The 16,937-nt window shown below is 69.6% G+C and carries 17 protein-coding genes; 11 read left to right on the top strand and 6 right to left on the bottom strand.

Annotation, left to right across the window (positions count from 1 at the left end; all coding sequences use genetic code 11):
* The first annotated feature begins 22 nt into the window (after positions 1-22).
* Positions 23-1,129, top strand: coding sequence for a DUF6215 domain-containing protein (locus tag ACFYU0_RS33500; protein WP_389306089.1), 1,107 nt, complete (start codon positions 23-25; stop codon positions 1,127-1,129).
* Between the two features lie 13 nt (positions 1,130-1,142).
* Here the strand turns inward: ACFYU0_RS33500 and ACFYU0_RS33495 are convergent, their stop codons facing one another.
* The gene (locus ACFYU0_RS33495; protein ID WP_389306087.1) at positions 1,143-2,678 is read right to left on the bottom strand and encodes a hypothetical protein; all 1,536 of its coding nucleotides are present in this window, start codon (positions 2,676-2,678) and stop codon (positions 1,143-1,145) included.
* 125 nt (positions 2,679-2,803) lie between these two features.
* Complete coding sequence (locus ACFYU0_RS33490; protein ID WP_351660094.1) at positions 2,804-3,352, bottom strand: DUF1062 domain-containing protein; 549 nt, start codon at positions 3,350-3,352, stop codon at positions 2,804-2,806.
* 242 nt (positions 3,353-3,594) lie between these two features.
* Between ACFYU0_RS33490 and ACFYU0_RS33485 the strand changes: the two genes are divergently transcribed.
* A complete protein-coding gene (locus ACFYU0_RS33485; RefSeq protein WP_389306085.1) occupies positions 3,595-4,020 on the top strand; it encodes a hypothetical protein in 426 nt (141 codons plus the stop codon).
* Between the two features lie 61 nt (positions 4,021-4,081).
* Here ACFYU0_RS33485 and ACFYU0_RS33480 read toward each other — a convergent pair whose 3' ends face one another.
* The 4 genes from ACFYU0_RS33480 to ACFYU0_RS33465 all read right to left on the bottom strand — a co-directional run bounded on the left by ACFYU0_RS33480 (position 4,082) and on the right by ACFYU0_RS33465 (position 9,131).
* Positions 4,082-5,296: an MFS transporter gene (locus tag ACFYU0_RS33480; protein WP_351660088.1), complete on the bottom strand. Its 1,215-nt coding sequence runs from the start codon at positions 5,294-5,296 to the stop codon at positions 4,082-4,084.
* 94 nt (positions 5,297-5,390) lie between these two features.
* A complete protein-coding gene (locus tag ACFYU0_RS33475; RefSeq protein WP_351660086.1) occupies positions 5,391-6,440 on the bottom strand; it encodes an endonuclease/exonuclease/phosphatase family protein in 1,050 nt (349 codons plus the stop codon).
* A gap of 398 nt (positions 6,441-6,838) precedes the next feature.
* The gene (locus tag ACFYU0_RS33470; protein ID WP_351660083.1) at positions 6,839-7,459 is read right to left on the bottom strand and encodes a TetR/AcrR family transcriptional regulator; all 621 of its coding nucleotides are present in this window, start codon (positions 7,457-7,459) and stop codon (positions 6,839-6,841) included.
* Between the two features lie 85 nt (positions 7,460-7,544).
* Positions 7,545-9,131, bottom strand: a complete 1,587-nt coding sequence (locus tag ACFYU0_RS33465) for an MFS transporter (RefSeq protein ID WP_351660080.1) — start codon at positions 9,129-9,131, stop codon at positions 7,545-7,547.
* Between the two features lie 214 nt (positions 9,132-9,345).
* On the opposite strand from ACFYU0_RS33465, the gene panB reads away from it, so the two are divergent.
* The 9 genes from panB to ACFYU0_RS33420 all read left to right on the top strand — a co-directional run bounded on the left by panB (position 9,346) and on the right by ACFYU0_RS33420 (position 16,936).
* Positions 9,346-10,212, top strand: coding sequence for a 3-methyl-2-oxobutanoate hydroxymethyltransferase (panB, locus tag ACFYU0_RS33460; protein WP_358927106.1), 867 nt, complete (start codon positions 9,346-9,348; stop codon positions 10,210-10,212).
* 651 nt (positions 10,213-10,863) lie between these two features.
* On the top strand, positions 10,864-11,268 hold the full coding sequence (locus tag ACFYU0_RS33455) for a hypothetical protein (RefSeq protein WP_389306081.1): 405 nt from the start codon (positions 10,864-10,866) through the stop codon (positions 11,266-11,268).
* A gap of 77 nt (positions 11,269-11,345) precedes the next feature.
* Complete coding sequence (locus tag ACFYU0_RS33450; RefSeq protein WP_389306079.1) at positions 11,346-12,317, top strand: hypothetical protein; 972 nt, start codon at positions 11,346-11,348, stop codon at positions 12,315-12,317.
* Positions 12,314-13,399 (top strand): class V lanthionine synthetase subunit LxmK, encoded by a 1,086-nt coding sequence (gene lxmK, locus ACFYU0_RS33445; protein ID WP_389306077.1) that lies wholly within the window; start codon positions 12,314-12,316, stop codon positions 13,397-13,399. Before ACFYU0_RS33450 ends, lxmK begins: the two co-directional genes overlap by 4 nt.
* A complete protein-coding gene (locus ACFYU0_RS33440) occupies positions 13,396-14,358 on the top strand; it encodes a T3SS effector HopA1 family protein (RefSeq protein ID WP_389306075.1) in 963 nt (320 codons plus the stop codon). The genes lxmK and ACFYU0_RS33440 overlap by 4 nt, the downstream gene beginning before the upstream one ends.
* 22 nt (positions 14,359-14,380) lie before the next feature.
* A complete protein-coding gene (locus ACFYU0_RS33435) occupies positions 14,381-14,530 on the top strand; it encodes a hypothetical protein (RefSeq protein ID WP_389306073.1) in 150 nt (49 codons plus the stop codon).
* Positions 14,531-14,599: 69 nt separating this feature from the next.
* A complete protein-coding gene (locus ACFYU0_RS33430; RefSeq protein WP_389306071.1) occupies positions 14,600-15,163 on the top strand; it encodes a flavoprotein in 564 nt (187 codons plus the stop codon).
* Between the two features lie 4 nt (positions 15,164-15,167).
* On the top strand, positions 15,168-16,106 hold the full coding sequence (locus tag ACFYU0_RS33425) for a hypothetical protein (protein WP_389306069.1): 939 nt from the start codon (positions 15,168-15,170) through the stop codon (positions 16,104-16,106).
* Positions 16,103-16,936 carry an SAM-dependent methyltransferase gene (locus ACFYU0_RS33420; RefSeq protein ID WP_389306067.1) on the top strand — a complete coding sequence of 278 codons (834 nt, stop codon included), beginning with the start codon at positions 16,103-16,105 and terminating at the stop codon, positions 16,934-16,936. The genes ACFYU0_RS33425 and ACFYU0_RS33420 overlap by 4 nt, the downstream gene beginning before the upstream one ends.
* Position 16,937: the final 1 nt, after the last annotated feature.

Here is a 16,937-nt window from a genome sequence, read left to right as displayed (position 1 = left end):
ATGTCCCTGATGAGATCACCGGGTGCTCGGTCTACTCCTCCGCGTCCTGCCCTTCTGGGTCCGCGAACCCCTGCTCATCGTCGTCGGCTCCGTCTTCGGCGTACGCATCATGTACCTCGCCGTCGTGGAGCGCAGCTGGGTCGCCGCCGGCATCGGCGCGGTGTTCCTCGTGTTCACCGCGATACGCGTCCACACGGTGGTACGGGCACTTCAGGCGCGCCGGAACCCGGGTCCGGGTCCGGCCGCCCCGGCTCAGGTGCGGGTTCCTGACCCGGCTCAGGCGCAGGTCCCGGACCCGGCTCAGGTGCGGGTTCCGGCGCAGGTGCCGACACCGGTGCACGTCCCGGCCCAGGCGCCGGCCCGGGGGCAGGTTGCGGCTCAGGCCGCGGCGACCCCGCGCCCCGCCGCCGGGCCGCCGGAGAAGGACCACAACGCGTGGGGCCAGGCCCTCGCCGCCGTGGGTGTGTTCGGCGCCCTCGCGGCCGCCGTGTGGCTGGGCCCGCGTGTGATGCCGTCCGCCGACAACACGCCGCAGCCCGCCTCGTGTTCGGACTCGGAGCACGAGAAGCTGCCGAAGGCGTACGAGAAGACGCCCCGGCCCGTGACCGGCGACGAACTGTGCGAGGCGCTCAACCGGCCCGATCTGGCCCGGCTCCTGGGCACGCCCCGGGAGATCGCGGACACGGCTTCGGGCAGCAACGGCACCGCAGCGCTGACCGACGGGAAGGTCGCCGAGCCGGAGGCGGAGATCAAGTTCGACACGTACACCGTGAACCTCTCGGCCACCTACAACCACCTGTCGACCGCGCAGTACGTGAGGCTGTTCGACATCGCGGGCGACAGGATGGAGAAGGACGTCAAGACGCTCAAGGTCCTCGGCCGGCCCGCGTTCTTCTCCTCGGACCACACCATGAAGTTCCAGATCGACTTCAGCAAGGAGCACCAGAGCGCACCGGTCCAGGAGGGCCCCCTCGCCAGGACGCTGTCCGTCGCCCTGGAGCGGAAGGACCGGGGCGGCTTCTACGACCTCACCGTGTGGAGCGAGTCCGGCGCCCTCCCGGACGACGGGGTCCTGGTCGACATCGCCGAGAAGGTCCTCCCGAAGGTCCTCGAACGGAGCGCTCACTGAGCCGTCCCGCGCTCTACGTGCCGCCGCCGTGCGGGCGCGGGCGCTTCCGGCGCCGCACGCCCACGGCTCCGGCGAGGAGGAGTACCCCGAGGACGACCGCCGCGGCCTCGTAGCGGCCGGGAGTGGCCCAGGAGGGGCCGGGCCAGACCGCCACGGCCACCTCGGCGGTGTCGTTGGCGGTCGTGGCGTCGAGAGCGGGGCGCCCGGCCTCGCCGCCGGAGACGGTGACCCGTCCGCCGTGGTGGGGGCCGCCCCGGTCGATGCGGAGGGTGAAGGGGAAGGTCTTCGTGGCGCCCACCGCCGCGCTGCTCGCCGTGCACACGTACCGGCGTGCCGTCGGCTGTCTCAGGGACGGCTCGGCCAGGGGCGTGCCGTCCGGGGCGAGGGCGCGGCACTCCTGGTCGATCACTTCCTCGTCCCTGTCGAACTCGTAGGGGGAGGACACGACGGTGGTGCCCGACGGCACGGTGAACTCGACCCGCACCGGGGCCGGCAGCGCGCCGGGGCCGTCGTTGCGCACGCCGACCCGCACGTCGGCGAGGCTGCCGACGGGTCCTCTGGCGGTGCCGGCGACGGCGGCCAGGTCGGCCTCGTTGCGCACCGGCACCGTCAGCTCCGACGGGCTTCCGTCCGCCTTCCCCGCGCCGCCCCGGCCGCCGGCGGGCACCAGGCGGAGCGCGGCGCCGTCGCCCGGCTCGTACTGCGACGCCAACTCGTCCGGGGGCACGTAGTCGGTGCCGAGGGCGGCGGCCTGGAACGAGACGCTGGGGTAGGTGGCGTCACGGCCGGCCCTGAGGACTTCCCGGGCACCGAGGCGGTAGGACGCGCCAGGGGGGATGACGACGTCGGCGGCCGGCAGCCGGCACCACGTCGATGTGGCGCCCCGGTAGCGGCAGTTGCCGTGCTTCACGGCCGGTGCGAGGCCGTCCCGCGTGCTCATGAAGAGCGCGACTCCGCGGGCGGGCACGTCGCCGGTGTTGCGCAGGGTGAGCGAGACGCCGAGGGTGCCACCCGGGTCGACGTCGTGCCGGTCGGGGCGCGCGTCGACCGCCAGAACCGGCTTGCCGACGACGATGCGGGTGCTTCCGGTGACGGCGGGCGAGCCGGACGAGGTCACCCGGTAGCGCAGCACGGCCGACTCGCCCGCCGTGGCGCCCCGCGCGGGACTGAGGCGGAAGTGCTGGTGGATCCCGCTCCGGGAGATGTCGTCCTGCCCGGTGCAGCGGAAGACCGGCAGCCGGACGGGACAGATGTCCATCGCCGTTCTGACGACGGCGACGCCCTCGAGGTCGCGGGCGTCGAAGGTGACCGTGACGCGGGCGGCCCCCCGCTCCTGGACGTCGAGTTTGTCGGTGCTGTCGGGGTCGCGCGAGACGTAGAAGACCGACGGCACGACGAGCTCGGGCTCGTCGGAGGGCGCGCAGCCGGCGAGACCCGCCAGCACCGCGACCAGGAGGAGGACGGGCCCGACGGTCGCACGAAGCAGCTCGGTCGGGGTGGCGCCCCTCCTCCGCCCCGTCCCCTGGCGGCAGTTGACTCCCTCACGCATGTCCACCGGGATCACCCTGCCAGGAGGACGTCACGTCGGTGCATCGGTACGGTCACGCGGCCCCGCCGCGCGCAGGGGCCTGCCCGGCGGATCCCGCCGGGCAGGCCCCTGGTCCCGGGGAGGACTCAGCGCTTCAGCGTGAAGGTGAAGTCACCGGAGATCCTGCCGTTCAGCCGGACCGCCGAGACGAGCTTCCCGGCAGCGATGAGCCGCTCCACCTCGGCCCGTGAGAGACCGCAGCCGTCGGCGATCAGCCGCACGGGCCGGACGGGGATCGGCGCCGCGAAGCGGACCGACACGTCGATCACCTCGCGGTCCAGGTGATCCGAGCCGCCGGTGTCGAGCCGCCAGGCGCCGTCCCAGTCGAGGGCGATGCGATTGCGTCGCCGCACCACCGGGTCCCGGAGCGACTCGGCCGCCAGGGCGGGGTCGTTGCCGTGGGCCCGGTCCAGCAGTTCGGGCCGTACGGAGCGCACGTTCGCCCGCTCCAGGACCGTGATTTTCGTCGTCTCCCCGCAGCCGGCGCAGAGCGCGAGGAGCCAGACGTCGATGAGTTTGTGGTTCGCGTTGACCCGGAACTTGCCGGTCGTCCGGAAGCGTTCGGACGCGCAGGCGTGACAGCGCCGGAGAACCGTCGGCAGGCAGGTGGGCATGACCACCCAGCTATTGAGCACAGAAGTACACCGTCTTCAGTGAGAAGTCCGCAGCAGAAAGCAGCGCGGCGCGAAACGCGCGACGCGCGACCAATCAGCACTCGGGGGGTCTCACACGGTGTACAACGGCACGTCCTTGCCTGGGCGACTCGGTTCGGCAGCACGGTAGTTACAGCCAGCGGTACCGCTCAACAGGTTTTCGAGGAGAGTCTGACGAACTGGGAGCTCTACAAGATCAGCCTGGTACAAGGGAGGAAGGGTGGATGCCAACCCCTGCAAATGATGACGTCGATCCCGCCGTCATGTTCAAGTCCGACCGGACCTTCAGGGTCTGGCGTTATGGGATCGGTCATTCCCAACTGCTGCTTCGGGCGGTTCCCGACAGCGGGAACCCCGCTTGCCTGGATCTGCGCTTCGAGGGCGTGAGCGCCATGCAGTTGGTCCAGCAGTACAAGTCGATCGAGCTGTGCTCCGCGAACGTGACCGAGGCCGAGAAGATCTTCGGTTTCTCCGGTGTCGGCCCGTCCGGCAGGGAGCTCCACCTGCCTGTCGTCCTCCGCTCCGGAAGCGGGTCGGGGTTCGTGCTGTGCCGAAGCGTCACCGCTGAGCGTGGCGGGGAGGACCCGGTCGGATCCGGTCCCGGACGCGAGGACCGCAGCGTCGTCTGGAGCAGCCGCCCGCGGTCATAGGCGGACCGGAGGCGCCGGGGCGGGTGGAGGGCCGAGGTCCTCCACCCGCCCGGACGGCGTCTCAGCGGTGCAGCGCCCCCGCGTGCTCCGGCACGTGTGTGGCGACCACGCGGCCCTCACGGGCGACCTCGTGGCGGCGGTCCACCGCGTAGGCGACGCCGGCCACGCCGAGGCCCAGTACCGCCAGGGCCGCTCCCGCCAGGGCCGGTGAGGTCACGCCGAAGCCCGCCGCGAGGGCGATCCCGCCGATCCAGGCGCCGCCGGCGTTCGCCAGGTTGAAGGCCGCCTGGTTGGCGGAGGAGGCGAGGGAGGGGGCCGTCGTGGCCTTCTCCATGACCATGAGCTGGAGGGGGGAGCCGGTGACGAACGCCGCCATGCCGAGGAGGGCGACCGACAGGGCAGCGCTCCACTCCGCCCGCATGAGGACCGGGAAGAGCAGCAGCACCACCGCCAGGGAGGTGAGGCCGCCGAAGAGGGTGCCGCGCAGGGAGTGGTCCGCCAGGCGGCCGCCGAGGAGGTTGCCGGCCGTCGCGCCGACGCCGAAGAGCGCCAGCAGCAGCGTCACGTTGGTCTCGGCGAAGCCCGCCGCGTCCGTGAGCATCGGGGTGATGTAGCTGTAGGCGGCGAAGAGGGCGCCGAAGCCCGCCACCGTGGTGCCCAGGGCAAGCCACACCGGCACCGAGCGCAGCGCCGCCAGCTCGCCGCGCAGGCCGGTGGTGGGGGCGGCGGCCCGGTCGTGCGGGATCAGCAGGGCCAGCGACGCTATCGCCGCCAGGCCGATCGCGCTCACCCCGAGGAAGGTCGCCCGCCAGCCGAGGTGCTGGCCCATCAGCGTGGCGGCGGGGACGCCCGCGATGTTGGCGACAGTCAGGCCGAGGAACATCAGGGACACCGAGCGGGCCTTGCGCTCCGGCGCCACCATGCTCGTGGCGACCACCGCGCCGACGCCGAAGAACGCGCCGTGCGGCAGGCCGCTGAGGAAGCGGGCGGCCAGCAGGGCGTCGTTGCCGGGGGCGAGGGCGGAGAGCGCGTTGCCCGCCACGAAGAGCCCCATCAGGGCGATGAGGACCGTGCGCCGGGACATGCGCGCGGTCACGGCGGCCAGCAGCGGCGCGCCGATGACCACGCCGAGCGCGTACGCCGAGACCAGGTGCCCGGCGGCGGGGATGGAGATGTGCAGGTCGTCCGCGACGTCGGGGAGCAGCCCCATCATCACGAACTCGGTGGTGCCGATACCGAAAGCGCCGACGGCCAGTGCGAGCAGGGCCAGGGGCATGAAGGGCCTGTGCCTTTCGAAGGGAGAGCGGAGTTCCGTTGCAGATTATGTTCTCGTTCGGAACAAAGTCTCCCGCGCCGGCTATTCCAACCGGTTACGCGGACGTGTCGAGCTTCACACGGGCGGCGATCGGCAGGTGGTCGCTGTCGGTGCGCGGCAGGGTCCAGGAGCTCTCCGGCTGGACGCCCTTGACCAGGATCTGGTCGATCCGCGCCATCGGGAACGACGCCGGCCAGCTGAACCCGAAGCCGCTGCCCGCCGCGCCCTGGGTGGAGCGGAGCTGGGAGGTGACGGCGTTCAGCGCGCGGTCGTTCATGGTGCCGTTGAGGTCGCCGAGCACGACCACCCGCTTCAGCGTCTCGTCGGCGATGGCCTCGCCGAGCGCGTCGGCGCTCTTGTCCCGCTGGCGCGCGGTGAACCCGGCCTCCACCTTGACCCGCACCGAGGGCAGATGGGCGACGTAGACGGCGACCGGGCCCTCGGGGGTCGTCACCGTGGCGTGCATCGCGCGCTTCCAGCCGAGCTTGATGTCGACCGCTTCGACGCCGGTCATCGGGTACTTGCTCCACAGGCCGACCGTGCCGACGACCGCGTGGTACTTGTACGTCGCCGCCAGCGCCTTCTCGTACACCGGGACGGCCGGGGCCGGCAGCTCCTCCAGGGCCAGCAGGTCCGCGCCCGAGGAGGCGACGTCCTGGGCGGTGGCGGCCGGGTCGGGGTTGTCGGCGTTGACGTTGTGGGTGGCCACCATGAGGTCGCCGCCGCCGTCCGCCTTGTCGAAGACGAGGCCGCCGAAGAGGTTCAGCCACACGATCGCCGGGAGCAGCACCGCGATCAGCGCGGTCGCCGACCTGCGCAGCAGGCCGAGGACCAGCAGCACCGGGATGGCCAGCCCCAGCCAGGGCAGGAAGGTCTCGGTGAGGCTGCCGAGGTTGCCCAGCCGGTTGGGGATGCGCGAGTGCACCAGCATCACCAGGGCGAGCAGCAGCGCGAGGACGGCGAGCACGATGCCCCGCCGCCAGATGCGTGGGTCGCCGCGCCAGCCCGTGACGAGGCGGTGCGTGAGGCGCCGAAGCCGGGATCCGGGTCGCTCGGGCCCCGAGCCGCCGTTGTCCGTCTCCGTCATGTACGCCTGCTGCGCCATACCGTCTGCCTCACTGCCTGCCGTGCACGCCGTCGCTCCCCCGTGCTTCTTCGACCCTAGGGGATGATCGGCTCGTTCCCGCCGTCCCATGACGGCCGTACGCAAGACGAGGACGAACGAGGCGGCGCCGGAGGTTCCGGTTGTCCCCCGGGCGGACGGGGTCTGTGACGAAACGCGCACATTGGACCGGCGGCGCCTAGGTCGTGTCCGCAAAGTCGCGTCGTTCGCCCGCAGGGCGGGCGTCGCGGCGTCCGGTGCGTGCTCTGGGGGTCCCCCCGGCCGAAGGCTGGGGGAGTGCCGGCCGGATGCCCTCGTACTGGGTGTACTCGGGCTTTCGGCCGGTGCGGCGAGAGTGCGTGCCGGGCGTCGTGACGCAGACGCGACTTCGCGGACACGGCCTAGGGGCTGACGGGGCGTAGGCCCGCGAGGACCGTGTCCACGATCCGCTCGGACAGCCCCTCGGGCAGGTCGGCGTCGGGGCGCATGACGGAGCGGACCAGCATCGGGCCGACGAACATGTCGTTGGCGAGTTCCAGGTCGATGTCCGGCCGGAGTTCGCCGCTCTCCTGACCGCGGCGCAGCACGTCCATGACCAGGTCGCGGCGGGGCGCTATGACGCTCGCGTGGTACGCCACCCAGATCTTGGGGCTGGACTTCATCTGCGCGTACACGTTGTGCAGGATCGCCGAGGAGCGGCTGACGAGGCCCCGCCGGCGCAGTGCCTCGACCAGCACGACGAGGTCGTCGCGCATGGAGGTGCCGGGGAGTTCGGGGTCGGGGGGTTCGGCGGCGCGGATGACGTCGACGAACAGTTCCTCCTTGCCGCTCCAGCGGCGGTAGATCGTGGCCTTGCCGACCCCGGCCGTGCGCGCGACGCGCTCGATGGAGAGTTCGGCCAGCGGGACGCCCTCCTCCAGGAGCTTCATCACTCCCTCGATAATGGCGTGTTCCACGGCCTCGCTGCGCGGGCGGCCCCGTACGGGTCCGTCCGGTCGCGGCCGGCTGTCGGCAAGGCTCACGTCGTCCGTCCTTCCACTGTGCTGCGGGAATTGTCCCGCAGCCGCCTCCTTCCCCCGTGGAACCGCCGTCCCCGTTGCTTCCCGGTCAGTCCGCGGCCGACACCAACTCCGGTTCCCGCTCGCCCCGCTGACCGGCGGGCGGCCTGCCCGGCAGGAACAGGGCCACGACCACGGCGCCGATGATCGCGACGCCCGTACCGCACAGCGCGGTGACGTGCATGGCGTGCAGGAAGGCGTCGTTGGCGGGCGTGACCAGGGCCTGGCCGCGCGCGCCGAGCTTCTCGGCGATGCCCAGGGTGGCCTCGATGGACTCGCCGGCCGTGTCCCGCAGGGCGGGCGGCAGCATGTTCAGCTTGCCCTCGACGCCGTTGCGGTAGGCGGTGGAGAGCACGGAGCCGAGGACGGCGATGCCGAGCGCGCCGCCGACCTGGCGGAAGGTGTTGCTGAGCGCGGAGGCGGAGCCGGCCTTCTCGCGGGGCAGGGCCTGCATGATGACCACCGAGGTCGGCGTCATGATGTGGGCCATGGCGGTGCCCATCAGGAAGAAGACGACCTCCAGCAGCCAGATCGGCGTGTCGGCCTCGAAGGTGGCGAACGCGGCCAGCGTCGCCGCGATCAGCACCAGACCGGCGGTGGTGGTGGCCTTGTTGCCGAACCGGTCGACGACCAGCCGGGCCCGCGGCGCGAAGATCATCTGCGCGGCGGCCAGCGGCAGCATCATCACACCGGACTTCAGCGGCGAGTAACCGCGCACGCTCTGCATGTAGAAGACCGAGAAGAACGTGACGCCCATCAGCGCGAAGAAGACCAGCGCGATGGCGGCCATGGCGGCCGAGAACACCTTGTTCTTGAAGTAGGTGACGTCCAGCGACGGGTGGTCGCTGCGCTTCTCGAAGATCACGAAGCCGGCCAGCACGGCGAGACCGGCGACGATCGTCGCCAGCACCTTGGCGTCGGTGAAGTCGGCCAGCTCGCCGCCCTTGATGATGCCGTAGACGAGCAGCACCAGGCCGACGACGGACAGGACCACGCCGACCGGGTCGAGGCGGCCGGGCTTCGGGTCGCGGGAGTCGGGCACCAGCCACACCATCAGCACGACCGCGAGGATCACGATCGGCACGTTGATGAGGAAGACCGAGCCCCACCAGAAGTGGTCGAGCAGCGCGCCGCCGGTGATCGGGCCGATGGCGATGCCGAGGCCGACGCCGCCGGCCCAGATGCCGATGGCCTTGGGCTGCTCCTCGCGCTCGAAGACGTTCATCAGCACGGCGAGGGTCGCCGGCATCACGAAGGCGGCGCCGAGGGCCATCACGGCGCGGTAGGCGATGAGCTCGTTCGGGGTGCCGGACTCGGCGGCCAGGGCCGAGCCGATGCCGAACACGACGATGCCGCCGAGCAGGACCTTCTTGCGGCCCAGCCGGTCGCCGATGAGGCCCGCGGTGAACAGCAGGCCCGCGAAGACCAGGGTGTAGCTGTTGATCGCCCACTCGATCTCGCTCTGGGTGGCGCCGAGGCCGGTGGGCGCCGGGGTCGAGATGGTCTTGATGGCGACGTTCAGGATGGAGTTGTCGAGCACCACGATCAGCAGGCTCAGCATCAGCACGCCGAGGATCGCCCAGCGGCGCCGGTGCACCGCTTCCGGTATCCGGGAGGCAGGGACGGAAGTTGTCATGTGTTCGAGCCTAGGGCCATTTCAATACGGAACCGTCTCGTATCTTATTTCTTTACCGAGACCTTACGCGCCGGAGGCTTCCGTCCCGCGCCGACGGCTCCGCCGGAAGGGATCACAGTGGGGTCCCCTGGCCCTCGGCGGCACCAGGTGCCACCATGGAGGCGATCCGGGGACGCCGTCAGGGCGCCTCGAGATGACCGAAGGAGCCGTTGCAATGACGCAGCTTTCGGCTGCCCACACCAAGCCTTCCGACGGCAGCAAGGCGCTGTACGGGGGGAAGGGCACCCGCCGCATCACCGTCCGCGACATCGCCCTCGCCAAGGAGCGCGGCGAGAAGTGGCCCATGCTCACCGCCTACGACGCGATGACCGCGTCCGTGTTCGACGAGGCCGGCATCCCGGTGATGCTCGTCGGCGACTCGGCGGGCAACTGTCACCTCGGGTACGAGACCACCGTGCCCGTCACCCTCGACGAGATGGCCGTGCTGTCGGCGGCCGTCGTCCGCGGCACCCAGCGCGCCCTGATCGTCGCCGACCTGCCGTTCGGTTCCTACCAGGAGGGCCCGGTGCAGGCGCTGCGCTCGGCGACCCGGCTGGTGAAGGAGGCCGGCGTGGGCGCGGTGAAGCTGGAGGGCGGCGAGCGCTCGCACGAGCAGATCCGGCTGCTGGTGGAGTCCGGCATCCCGGTCATGGCCCACATCGGGCTGACCCCGCAGTCCGTCAACGCGATGGGCTACCGCGTGCAGGGGCGCGGCGAGGAGGCGGCGGCGCAGCTGCTGCGGGACGCGAAGGCGGTGCAGGACGCGGGCGCGTTCGCGGTCGTCCTGGAGCTGGTCCCGGCCGAGCTGGCGGCCGAGGTGACGCGGGTGCTGCAGATCCCCACCGTCGGCATCGGCGCCGGACCGGAGACGGACGCACAGGTGCTGGTGTGGACCGACATGCTCGGTCTCACGTCCGGCCGGGTGCCGAAGTTCGTCAAGAAGTACGCGGACCTGCGTGAGGTCATGGGCAACGCGGCGAAGGCGTTCGCCGAGGACGTCGTCGGCGGGACCTTCCCGCTGGAGGAGCACTCCGTCCACTGAGCCACCACCCGCACCGAGGCAGCCCCGCCGATTTTCCCCCGTCGGCGGGGCTGTCGGCTTCTTCGCCGGGGGACCTCCAGCCGGACCTGGGCGGCCAGCGGGGTGGGCGGTACCGGTCAGGCGCCGCCGGCAGCCCGGCTCGGTCGTCGCGGACGGGGGCGCGTTCTAGCGGAGAACGATCAACCAATACCGACCGCGACAACCCATTCAATATTCAACCTGCGGCAGCTGAGATTTGAGCTTCATCTGAGCTCATTTTTATTGATCGCGGCAGCGAACTCGCACATAATTGAGTTCGCCAGCCATCGAGCCGACACTCAGGGGGAAACGGGGAAGGGCGCGGCCGTACGAGCTGACCCCTCGTACTGAATGCCCGCCATGACGCCACGGCGTCGGATGTGAACAATCACGCAGTTCGCACACATTCAAAATTCACCTGCGCACAGCAGTTTCTTTTTCCGCACGCGGCTTTCGTAACCGATACATGGCCACGCTGGTGGAAACTTGGCGAACCCTGCGCTGCGGCACACGCATCGCGTCGCGATTTTCCGTCGACCCGACAAGTGAGGTCGATCGGCAGAAGCAGGGTGCCGCGAGCGCGGGAATCGTCGCTGAAAAGGCTGTTCGGCGGCACATCAACGAGGGAGACACATGCGTACCATCGCCCGCAAGGTAAGTTTCGCGTTCGTCGGCGCTGCGGCCGCGGCCACGCTGGCCATCGGCGCCGGCACCGCTTCCGCCAGCCAGGACGGACCTCTCGTGAAGAATCCGAACGGCTCGGCCTCCGCCTGGTTCCAGGCGAATGGCGACACGTTCTGGGTCGGCGACTGGAAGGCCGACGGCTACTCCACCGGCGCGGTGTGGGCCGTGATGACGCCGTGCGGCGGACTCAACCCCCCGTGCCCGAACTTCGCCATGAACAAGAAGGGCGCGAACACCGGCGTGCCGGTCAAGTACAACCTGAGCGAGAACCTGCCGCTTCGGTATCGCGCCTGCACGTTCGACAAGCACAACAACATGAAGTCGTGTTCTGACCTGGTGTCCGCCGTCTCGTAGCAGGTGAACGCACCAATCAGGGGCCCGCTCTCCGGGGCGGGCCCCCGCCGGAAGTCAGCTGGTAAGGGAGCGAACAGGTGAAGAAACGCGCAGGCATCGGGATGGTCGTGGCCGGTTTCATATCGCTCTCCACCATTGCCGGATGTGCCGCCACCGACAGTTCCAAATCCAGTGATGAGATTCCGCGGATCGCTTCGCCCAGTGCGGTTGAAGCGCCTTTGAATAAGTACGTCCAGACACCACAAGAGGATTCCATCATCCTCAAGGCACGGTCCATACTGGCGGGGCACTGTGTGCAGCGTTACGGACTCCCGCGGCAAGGCGAGCTGACCGATCCCGTCACAGCGATGGTCCGGAATCCCGTACCCCTGTATCTCTCCGAACGCGGTGCCGCGACGTACGGCTACCGAGCACCCGCGCAAGGATCCTCCGCGCCGTCCGGGTCCGGTGACGACGCCAAGCGCCCATTGTCGGCGCACAAGCGACGGACGATCGACGCGATCATGAACGGCTGGGCGAACACGCCCAAGGAGAACGCGCTGCACAGCTATCGTGGTCGCACGGTGAGTAGGACCGGATGCATCGGAGAGTCCGACGCCCGGCTCATGACGAACACGACACGTCCACGTATCAACGGCGGCCAGCGAGTCACGTCGTCCACGCAGATCCTGAATCTCCTCCTGGCCCTGAAATCCGAGGCGTCCGACAAGACGCAAGCTGATCCGCGCTATCGGTCCATGATTCGTTCGTGGGCATCGTGCATGCGGAGGGCGGGCCACGACTACGCGACCCCGGCCGATACCCAGAACGCGGCCACGCATATGCCGCCGACGGTCTCCGGCGGTCCGTCCAGAGCGGAGCGGCGGCTGGCCCAGCAGGACGCCTCGTGCCAGCGAGAGGTGAACTATCTCGGAGTCGTCGGCCGTCTCACCGAGATTTACCAGGGCAAAGTCGTGACCGAGTACCGGGACACTCTCACCGCTGTCCGCAAGAACATCGACGAGCGCGTGGCCGCGGCGAAGAAGATAACCGAGGGCGACGCGGCATGACCTACGTCTTTGAGAACGCCCGACATGTCACGACGAGTCTTGGCCTAGGAACGTTCGAGCCTGTCGACGCCGGACCGCACAGCGGGCGCAACGACAACATCACCGGGACCACCAGCAGAGGCCTGCATGTCTTCGTCAAGAAGCTGACGGGCGAGGACGCCGCACTCCGCATGAAGCGACTGGTCGCCTTCGAGGAGACGTACCGGCCACTGCTGGCTCCGTCCCTGCGCACACCGTCCTGCCTGGGCTGGGACACCGATCGGAACACGATCGTCTTCGACTGGCTGCGCAACGCCGAGTCAGGGCACACCCTGGTGGACAGGAAGGCCTTCAACGACGTCCTCGCCTGGCGCTGTGGGCAGGCGGTCGGGCTGTTGCACGGCTCGACGCTCGGCACTGCCCTACCCGTGTCGAACGGTCCGGTCACCTCTCGCACACCGGATCTGTTCAGCGCGCTCCCCCTGTCCCACTACGAGCAGGCGAGCGGTGCCCAGTTGGAAGTGTGGCGCATCCTGCACCGCGACGGGACCGTCGCGGCATCCTTGAGGGCCTTACGGAAGGCGAGTCGTCCGGCTCCGGCCGTTCCCATCCACGGGGACCTGCGTCTGGACCAGTTCCTCGTGGACATCGACGGACCGGTGCTGTGTGACTGGGAGGAATTCCGAGCCGGTGACGCGGCGTGCGACATCGGGGCGTTCATCGGCGAATGGCTGTTCCGCAGCCTGCTGACGATCCCTCGGACCGAGTCCGACGACCTCTCCGAGGACGCCCCTCCGGGAGATCCGCACGCGGACGCGCACCGACGCATCATGGAGCGTGGTCTGGCCGCCGTCGCCGCGACGCAGGAAAAAGTCCTCGCCTTCCGAGAGGGATACGCGCAGTCCGCCGGACGGATCGGTGGCGAACTGGCCGTGCGCGCGACCGCGTACGCGGGTTGGCATCTCATCGAACGCATCCTCGCGGCTTCGGAGTCACGGGCCATCCTGGGCACGCTGGACCGGATGCTCATCGGCATTGGCGGCACCGCGCTCAGGACTCCCCAGAAATTCGCACAGACACTCGGGCTGGAGGGAGAGGAATGACTGCTGCGGTGATCGATCCACGGGTGCTTGAGATCCGCGAGCAGGTCTCCCTCTCTGTCGAGTTTCTACGGGCAGACGTGGCCGGCAGAAAGCTCGATGCGAAAAGCAGGGAGGCTCTGCGGAGCAAGGTGTCACGGGCTCTGTACGACGAATTTCACACCGGTCTGGGCGCACCGGGGAACGACGCGCGGGGGAACGGCGCACAGCAGCGCGACCCCGAACTGGAGGAACGCTATGCGGCTCGCCTCCCGCACCGGACCGTCCGATCGGCCGGAACACTCGTCGAAGATCAGGACGGCGACCGCGTGATCACCATCGACGGCGTACGCGTTCGCGTCCCCGCCGCATCCGTCGGGAAGCCCGACGGCCGATCCGTCGAGTTTTCCGTAGGTTCCGCCCGGCCGAACTTCTCTCCCGGCTTCTTCACCACATTCGGAAGCCGTGGGCGAATCCAGAAGGCGCCGATCCTGCGGGTCTACGTAAGCGCCGGCACGGAAGCCCGGATGCTGTGCGCCTGGGAAGCGGCGCTGGGGCATCTGGAGAGCGCAGGCCTCCCGTATCAGGCCAAGGCGATCTCGCGTCCGGGCCTGATGGCCCGACGGGACGGCATGGTCGTCTACCTGGACGCCGACGCGCACTCCGCACTGGCAGGCCTGGTCGACGCCCTGGCCTGCGCGCAGGAGCCATGGGAGACCCCGGTCCCCCTGCTGACCCGCAGGGTCGGCCCCGGCGTCGCCTACGCCTGGGAGCCGAGGACGGAACGCGCTCGACCGCAGCTCAGTTTCGGCCAGCACAGACTCACGGCCGTCACGGAGGCCCTCTTCGCCCACGCGGAGAACCCCACAACCAGCTTCGCGGACCACGCTGGCGAACAGCTGCTGGCAGAGGGAATCGATCCCTCCGCGGCCCACCGCAACACAGACTCCCCGGAGATTTCCCTCCGGGAGACCATCAAGTAATGCACAACAGGAGGGATGAGAAATGGGTGCTGCCGTCGAACTGATCGAGGGTTACGCAACGTACATCACCGCCGAGGAGGCCGACTCGCTCCAGATTCCGGAGGACGAACTGAATCCGCAGAGCTTCCCGACCCCGACGACGATCGGTGTCACGCTCATCGCGCACTGCTGACGACGGCCGATGTTAGGGGTGCGGGAGGGTCTCCCTCCCGCACCCGCTTCCCTGGGCGGACGGGAAAAGATGACACCCACGAAAAAAATGCTTCTGGTGGGGACCGGTTCGATTGCCGTGTCCAGCCTGCCGATCTGGGTCTCCTGGGCCAGGAGATCCAATCCCGAGGTCGAACTCAAGATCCTCCTCACAAGGAGCGCGACCCGATTCGTTTCCGCCGAAGCACTCCGAGTTCTGGGCGGATGCGAGGTGATCGAGGATTCCTGGGAGTCACTGCCCAAGCACTACGGAGCCTTCCACGTCGAAATGGCGGAGTGGGCGGACTCCGTACTCGTGTACCCCGCCACCACGAACTTCGTCACCAAGTTCGCCCAGTGCATCACGGACTCCCCCGCGCTACTCACCGTTCAGTGCACAGAGAAGCCGGTCGTCGTCGCCCCGTCGTTGCCCGCCGGCTGTGCGGGCAACCCGTATGTCACGGACCTCCTCTCCGCCCTCGACGCGCGGAAGAACGTCACCGTCCTGCCGACCGTCTCCGGACTCAGTGTGGGGAACGGCGAGGACACCCCGGGCGCACCGAGTCCGTTCTCCGCCGCCTGGTCGGTCGTCGTCGCCTCGCTCGACGGACGGTGACCGTATGCCCCTCGCCCTGTTCCCCCACGAACTTCCGCGCCCGATCCGGGAGTACGGCTCGCTGAAGGTGCGCACCCGCGTCTACCGACGAGAGCATGGCTTCCTGTGGCATCGCACGCGGATGCACCGCACCACCGCCGACGACCCGCTCGGCTGCTTCACCGGGAACGCCTCCCTCGTCCCCGGCACCCGGCAGGGCGATACCTTCGCCTACCTTCTCGAGGTGCCCTTCACCCTGGGCGAGGTTGTTCTCCAGGCCTGGGACAAGAACGACATGTCCGCTCTGTCGGCGTGCTTCACCGAGGTGGGCACCCTGCTGCGTCGGGTACGAACGTCCGCGCCCGCTCCCTCGTCCTGGCCGCCGCCGTTGGGCGCCTCACACCTCCGCGACTGGCTGCGGCACCCCGACCGCGCCGACCCAGGCGCGCGTCACCGGCTGCACGTCGCGATGCGGGACTCGATCGGCTCGGCCCGGATGGGTGAGCTGGATTCCTGGGTCGACCAGTTGACGCGTCCGGCGAAGGACTCCGTGCCGCTGCACGGCGAGTTCTCACTGTCCGCCCTGGTCGCGGGGCGGGACGGCGGACCGGTCCGCCTCCTGATCGGCGAGACGGTGGCACGAGGGCCTCTTGAGTACGACGTGGGCTGGGTGCTGGGAGAACTGGCCGAGTGGTCCGACCTCGCCGCCGAGGACGACACGCCACTCGACGCTCTGGGCCGAGCACTGCTGTGCGCGGCCGGGCCCCGCGTCGACCTCGGGCGCCTGGGCCGAGTGGTCGTCCTCCGCCGCCTGATGCACGTCATCGACTACGCGTCGTACGTCGGCTGGAGCGAGCTGCTCGTGCCGTACATCGAAAGCATGCCGGAACTGATCGACAGCCACGGCACCTCGACGCTGACCCGAATGCACCTGACCGATCTCTGGGAGACACCACAGCCATGATCGAAGCGGATATCGCCAACGACCTGTTCGGTGCCTTTGCCGGCATCCACGCGCTCGCGCTTCCCCGGACGGTGGTGAGCCCGCCCTTCGACGGGCTGCTGGGGATCTTCTACACCAAGCTCGTCAGTATGTCCCCGCAGGACCCGGCCTGGTTCGTGGCGCACACGGACTCCGCGCCCGGCGACGTCCTGGACTTGTGCTGCGGCGGAGGCCGTACCTCCGTCGCCCTGGCCGCTGCGGGCCATCGCGTCACCGGGGTGGACCTATCACCCGTCCAGATCTCGGCCGCTGAGAAACGAGCGGCGGAGCACGGGGTGGCGGACAGCATGACCTGGCTCACCGCCGACGTCACCGACCTCCGGCTCGGCCGCACCTTCGACACCGTCGTCATCGGTGGCCTGAGCCTGACCCTGTTCGACGGTTCACAGCGCACCGCCCTGTTGGAGGTCGTACGCCGGCATCTGGCGCCAGGGGGAAGGGTGCTGCTCGACCACACGCCCGCCCAGGAGGACGAGTCGGCCACGGAACACGTCATCACGTTGCCGCTGACCCTCGGTGAGCGGCGCGGGTTCGTGCTGCTCGGTGCCCGGCGCCAGCCTGCGGACGGTGTTCAGCTCACGAACATGTACGCCGAGATCGTCGACGCGGACGGCCGCACTGAACGGCACCTGACCGGGTTCCGCTTCCGTGTGGGCAGCTCCGTCGGGCTCGTCCGCGAACTCGCCGAGCACGGGCTCGTGGTGCACAAACGCCTCCAGGACCCCCAGGCACTCGAGTCCACCGCGCTCACGCCCTATCCCGTACGAGAACTCGTGGTGGCCTCCGGCTGAG

It is taken from the genome of Streptomyces sp. NPDC003720 (genome assembly GCF_042875075.1).
Classification (GTDB): domain Bacteria; phylum Actinomycetota; class Actinomycetes; order Streptomycetales; family Streptomycetaceae; genus Streptomyces.
The sequence above is the reverse complement of the archived record's forward strand: the minus strand, read 5'-3'. Positions and strand labels throughout refer to the sequence as shown.